At 35.1% G+C, this 6,030-nt stretch carries 5 protein-coding genes and 1 tRNA gene; 4 read left to right on the top strand and 2 right to left on the bottom strand.

What is annotated here, in order from left to right:
* Positions 1-9 precede the first annotated feature (9 nt).
* Entirely contained in the window at positions 10-1,377 is a 1,368-nt protein-coding gene (locus JJE11_RS13015; protein WP_291636300.1) for an MATE family efflux transporter, read from the top strand.
* A gap of 46 nt (positions 1,378-1,423) precedes the next feature.
* Here JJE11_RS13015 and JJE11_RS13020 read toward each other — a convergent pair.
* Positions 1,424-1,508: transfer RNA gene (locus JJE11_RS13020), tRNA-Leu, on the bottom strand.
* Between the two features lie 381 nt (positions 1,509-1,889).
* Entirely contained in the window at positions 1,890-2,783 is an 894-nt protein-coding gene (locus JJE11_RS13025) for a DUF4392 domain-containing protein (protein WP_291636292.1), read from the bottom strand.
* A gap of 365 nt (positions 2,784-3,148) precedes the next feature.
* On the opposite strand from JJE11_RS13025, the gene JJE11_RS13030 reads away from it, so the two are divergent.
* From JJE11_RS13030 to JJE11_RS13040, 3 genes are all read left to right on the top strand, one after another.
* Positions 3,149-4,144: a TAXI family TRAP transporter solute-binding subunit gene (locus JJE11_RS13030; RefSeq protein ID WP_291636294.1), complete on the top strand. Its 996-nt coding sequence runs from the start codon at positions 3,149-3,151 to the stop codon at positions 4,142-4,144.
* Positions 4,145-4,159: 15 nt separating this feature from the next.
* On the top strand, positions 4,160-4,684 hold the full coding sequence (locus tag JJE11_RS13035; RefSeq protein WP_291636296.1) for a DUF1850 domain-containing protein: 525 nt from the start codon (positions 4,160-4,162) through the stop codon (positions 4,682-4,684).
* A gap of 127 nt (positions 4,685-4,811) precedes the next feature.
* Positions 4,812-6,030 (top strand): TRAP transporter fused permease subunit (locus JJE11_RS13040; protein WP_291636298.1); only part of this gene is annotated, 1,219 nt, incomplete at its 3' end.

Consider the following 6,030-nt stretch of genomic DNA (forward strand, 5'->3'; position numbering starts at 1 on the left):
GATTACTTAATGAAAAATGATTTGACAGAAGGAAATATATTTAAAAAACTCATAGTTCTAGCACTACCTATCATGGGTACATCACTGATACAATCGGCTTATAGTATGATAGATATGATATGGGTTGGTACATTAGGCTCTAGGGCTGTTACTGCAATAGGTGCGGCGGGGTTTTTTACTTGGTTTGCTTTCGCATTTATTATGATTCCTCAAATAGGTGCAGCGGTTGGAGTATCACAATCTGTAGGAAGAAAAGATATAATAGAAACAAAAAGCTATATAAGGCATTCAATACAAATGAATATAGTTTTTGCTATTTTATATGGAGCAACACTTATAATCTTTAGAAAAGAGCTTTTAGGTTTTTTTAATATTAAGGGTGATGATATTGTTAATATGGCATCGAATTATCTTGCTATAGTCTCGTCGGGAATGATATTTTTCTTTTTACCACCTGTACTTACAGCAATATTTAATGGACATGGTGACAGTCGGACACCTTTTAGAATAAATATACTGGGGCTTATTGTTAATATAATACTTGATCCTCTTTTAATATTAGGAGTTGGACCATTTCCTAAAATGGGGGTTCCTGGAGCAGCTGTTGCAACAATATTTGCACAGTTTATTGTGACGATTATATTTATTTATGTCATAAGAAAGGAAACAGATTATTTTTCTGGAATAAATTTTCTACAAAAACCTGATTGGAATTATATGAGAAAGATCGTAAGGTTTGGGCTGCCTGTTGCGGTACAAAGTGGAGTATTTACATTAATCGCAATGATAATAGCTAGGATACTATCACGGTGGGGACCAACTCCAATTGCGGTGCAAAGCGTTGGGTCACAAATCGAATCAATAACATGGATGACAGCTGGAGGTTTTGAAACTGCTTTAAGTGCCTTTGTAGGTCAAAATTTTGGAGCAAAAAAGTGGCATAGAATTTATAAGGGGTATTTTATAGCCTTAGGTATTATTGTAGTTTTTGGAACAATCACATCCTGCCTTCTTATTTTTTTTCCAGGACCTATTTTCTCAATTTTTATTTCGGAGAAAAATGTAATAAAGGATGGCATAGTGTATTTGAGAATACTTGGAGTTTCTCAGATTTTCATGTGCATAGAAATGACAACTTCAGGAGCATTTAATGGTCTTGGAAGAACAATTCCTCCTTCAATAGTAGGAAGCGTACTAAATGCTATGAGAATTCCAGGGGCACTTTTATTGTCAACGTTTTTTGGACTGAATGGTGTATGGTGGAGCATAAGCCTCAGTAGTGTCCTTAAGGGCTTAATACTAGCAAGTTGGTTTATAATATTTCTTACACGTCATCCTGAAGTAAAAAGAAGGAAGCTTACAGAGCCTTGTGAATAGAAAGGCGGAGACTTAAAAAAAGCACTCATAAAACGAGTGCTTTTTTTGGTGCAGATGACAGGAATCGAACCTGCATGCCGTAAAGCGCTAGACCCTGATTCTAGTGCGTCTGCCAATTCCGCCACATCTGCATAAATGATGACCCATACGGGAATCAAATCTCTACAATATTTGCTAATAGGAAAAACCAATGCATTTAGTAGATTAACTACATTATATACCTTTTATCTAATTTGTGTAAAATATCTCTGAATAAATGCGGATATCAAGACTTTCAAGAGAAGTTGGTCTTCCAAACTTTGAAGCTATTTAATAATAATAATAATAATAATAATTAATTGGAACTTAGTGAAGAAAGAATAAACTTTCACTAAGTTCCAATTCTTGTCTGCTAAAATCTTTGCATACCATGGTAGCCATTTTATTGGTTTGTGGGTGTACTTAAAGAAATGATGTCTTTTATCTGTATATTTACTTTATTGAAGCCCCACAGTGTTGAAAAACTTAATTATTTATAAAACAAAATCAATTCTGTTTAAAGAAAGATAACTTTCAACAATTGAATTAAAGTTAACCAGCTGTCTTATATTATAACTAAGCGTTATGCCATCTACAGTCATACTTGGTTCTCCTGTATAGCCATCCACTCCACCAACAGAAATTACTCTTTCAAGCATTTCAATTTCTTTATAATAATTATGTAAATTATTTTTATTTGAAAGCAATGATAACCCTGAGACAATTGCATAAGCGCCCCAGTTAGAAGTGCCTGCTACAATAAGATAGTCACAAGTGCCTTTTGCACATATTTTTTCACCATTTTCAACATACTTCTTTATATCGTTTTCTATATTCCCCATACCTATTTCATTTCCACCATCGCCAACTCCAATTGTAACTATACCAAGTTCTTTTGCCATTAAAAACAAAATATCACAGTCTGCAACATATTTTGTTAATTTTATCCCATTCATATTATAGTATTCATCATCTACCGCTCTTCCTGGGCGCTCAATTGAAATTATATGTGTTGGTTTATATTTATATAATAGTTCAGAGTAAAACTTAGAATCGCCTAGACCGGGAACTACTTCTAGGTTTCCTTTAACGTTCATTGACTTCATGCATGAATCAACTACTTTACTGCAGTTATTATCAGTTACAATAACAACTTTTTTACCCATTTTTTCTAGAGCATTTGCTAAGGATGCTGTTCCTAAAGGTCCATCATTTTCTGCTGCATTTGCATTACTAATGTAAAAACCAGTTAGAAGCATTACTGTTGAGCTATCATACAATTCTTTACATGTAATTGATAAAGTCCCATTTAACAAAACTTTTTCAAGCTTTCTACGTTCAAGAAGAGCACGCATTGTTTTTTCTAATTTATTAAAATAATATTCCATTTATTGTTTCTCCTTAGGATAAGATTTTAGTCCATTACGAAATGCCGAAGCATCTACAAATATGTTTAATTATATCATAAAATTCCAATATTTTTAAACATAACTTAAAATTGGTATGGACTCTGGGAAGGCTTAGGAGGCATTCATCAAACAAAATATTCTGAATTAAGAAATTACCCATCTAATATATTGCAAGGTGGTGATAGGAATGTTATAATTTAGTAGAATATTGTAACATTTTTATTAATTAAAGTTAAAATTTAGAAAAGTTTGAGTTGACGCGTGGAATCTAAGCGATAGGGGGGAAGAAAAAAAGAATTTGCATGGTTAAAAAAACTAACATATAAAATAAGGGGGATAAAAAGATGAAAAGAAATGTTAAAGTGTTAATTGCAGCGGTGTTGGCTATGGGAGTGTTAGCGGGATGTTCAAGTAAGCCTGCAGACCCAGCAGCTACTCCAGATACAAAAAAAGCTGAAAAACAATTCGTTAATATAGGAACAGGGGGAACTGCCGGCACATACTTTCCACTAGGAGGAGCTTTTGCAGAGATATGGAATAGCTCTATTGATGGTATTAATGCAACATCCCAAAGTACTGGGGCTTCCGTTGCGAATATTAACTTATTGAAAGATAAAAAAATTGAAGTGGCTATTGTACAAAATGATGTTGCTTGGTATACAGAACAAGGGAAAGAAATGTTTAAAGACGGTAAGTATGCCGATATAAGAGGCTTGGTTACTCTATATTCTGAACCCCTTCAAATTATCACAACAGACCCAAGCATCAAAACTATAGCGGATTTAAAAGGTAAGCGTATTGCCGTTGGAGCCATTGGTAGTGGTGTTGAAGCTAATGCTAGACAAATCATAGCAGCTGCTGGGCTCGATTTTGAAAAAGATATCCAGGCAAAATTCCTTTCATTTTCTGAAGCATCTGCGGGATTAAAGGATAAACAAGTAGATGTTGCATTCCTTACAGCAGGAATTCCTACGGCTGCGCTTCAAGATCTTGGCGCTCAAAATGATATAACTGTAATACCAGTGGATGGTGCCATTGCAGAAAAATTAATGAAAGATTATAAATTCTTTACAGAATTCACAATACCTGCCAATACTTATAATGGACAAACTGAGGATGTTCAAACGTTAACGGTTAGAGCAATGTTGGTTGTAAACGCTGATTTAGATGAAGATTTAGCTTATAATATGGTAAAAGCTATATATGATAATCAGGATAGAATCGTAGCAGCCCATAACGTAGGTAAAAAGATTACAAAGGAAACAGCTTTAGGTGGAATGTCTGTTACATTACACCCAGGAGCTGCAAAATACTTTAAAGAAGAAGGAATCACAGAATAAGGAGATTAAAATTCAATGACAGAATTTAAGGGTAAGGGCACCTTGGGGAAAAAAATATTTATTGTAATCGTAGTACTTATGGTGTTATTATCAATAAAAATTATTACTCATGGAAAAGTACTGATTGTGGAAGATCTAGAGGGGCAGGCTAAAAATGAATTTTTTCTGCCAGATAAAACTTTTACTTTGGGATATATCCATTCTGTGGAATTAACACCGGCAGAAGAATTATTTAGAGTAGGAAAAGACAATACACTCATGCTTTATGAAACCATTTATGAATCCTTTGGGGTAGGTCTCCCCTTCTTAAAAGAGGAAGGGGAGCTTGAGATAAAGGATGGGAAGCTTATATTGAAAGTACAAAGACCTATGGATTCAATTAAACTAAGAGTATCTCCAATTCCAAAGCACTGGCTTAGTATAGGAGATGAGCGCTACGAACTCATACAACTAATAGATAAGCCTGAGGATTTAGTTGAAATATATGCTGTGGATCGATGGGGTTTTAAAGCTTTTGGGAAATTCTATAAGATATATTAACTGGGTAGTTATTCTTAAACCCCTTTATATCCAAAGGGGTTTAAGAATCCTTTTAATTGTTTATAAAATTTCATATAATGTTTTATTAGGATATATGATTAGAAAGATATAGGGAAAGGGGATAAATATGAGTAAAGATAAACAGTCTGCAGCTGTAGAAGCGAGTTCAAAAGAAGCCAATGATCTTTTGAAAAAATATGATAAGGGATCGAATTTCCGTGAACTTAAAGGTTTTCAAGGTAAAATATTATCCGCCATCTTAATATGTTTTACTCTTTTTCAATTATACACTGCGATTTACGGTGTAATGGATGCTATGATACAAAGGGCAATACATTTGGCCTTTGGACTTAGTTTAGTATATTTATTTTATCCAGCGAGGGAATCGTGGTCAAGGAAAAAAATGCATCCCATAGATTTGGGATTGGCGATTGCAGCAGCAACGACATGTATCTATGTAGTTGTTTTTTATAAAGACTTGGTACTTAGAGCGGGGCGGGTAAACACTCTGGATATGATTGTTGGATCCATAGCCATTTTATTAGTGCTCGAAGCCGCGAGGCGGGTAATTGGATGGCCTATGGTAATTATCGCCCTAGCATTTCTTGCATATGCTCTACTTGGTCGGTATGTTCCGGGACAATTAGCTCATAGGGGGGTTGATATAGAGAATTTGGTTCAACAATTGTTCTTTACAACTGAGGGGATATTTGGAATACCAATAGGGGTTTCATCCACTTTTATTTTTATGTTCTTGTTATTCGGAGCATATCTTGAAAAAACAGGAATGGGTGAATTTTTCATAGATTCAGCCAATGCTCTTGCAGGTGCTGCACCAGGTGGGCCAGCAAAGGTTGCTGTACTTTCTAGTGCATGCATGGGTACACTTACAGGAAGCTCAGTTGCAAATGTTGTTGGAACAGGAAGTTTTACAATCCCAATGATGAAGAAATTAGGATACAAACCTGAATTTGCTGGAGCGGTTGAAGCTACTGCGTCTACAGGTGGACAATTGATGCCTCCTATTATGGGAGCAGCAGCATTTCTGATGGCGGAATTCACTAATACCCCTTATATAACGGTTATTGCTGCAGCTACTATTCCAGCTTTATTGTATTATTTTGGAGTTTGGTCTGGTGTTCACTTTGAGGCAAAGAAACTGGGGCTTAAGGGAATGACTAAGGCAGAACTTCCTAAATTCAGTCATGTTATGAAGACAAGGGGTCACCTTATAATTCCAATTATTACTGTTATGTATTTATTAGTGGCAGGATATACACCTCTTAGAGCTGCATTAGGTGCAATCCTTACGGCTATTGTTGTAGCTGGAATAAAGAAAGATACAA

It is taken from the genome of Clostridium sp. (assembly GCF_016650095.1).
In the GTDB taxonomy this organism is placed as follows: domain Bacteria; phylum Bacillota; class Clostridia; order Clostridiales; family Clostridiaceae; genus Clostridium_AD.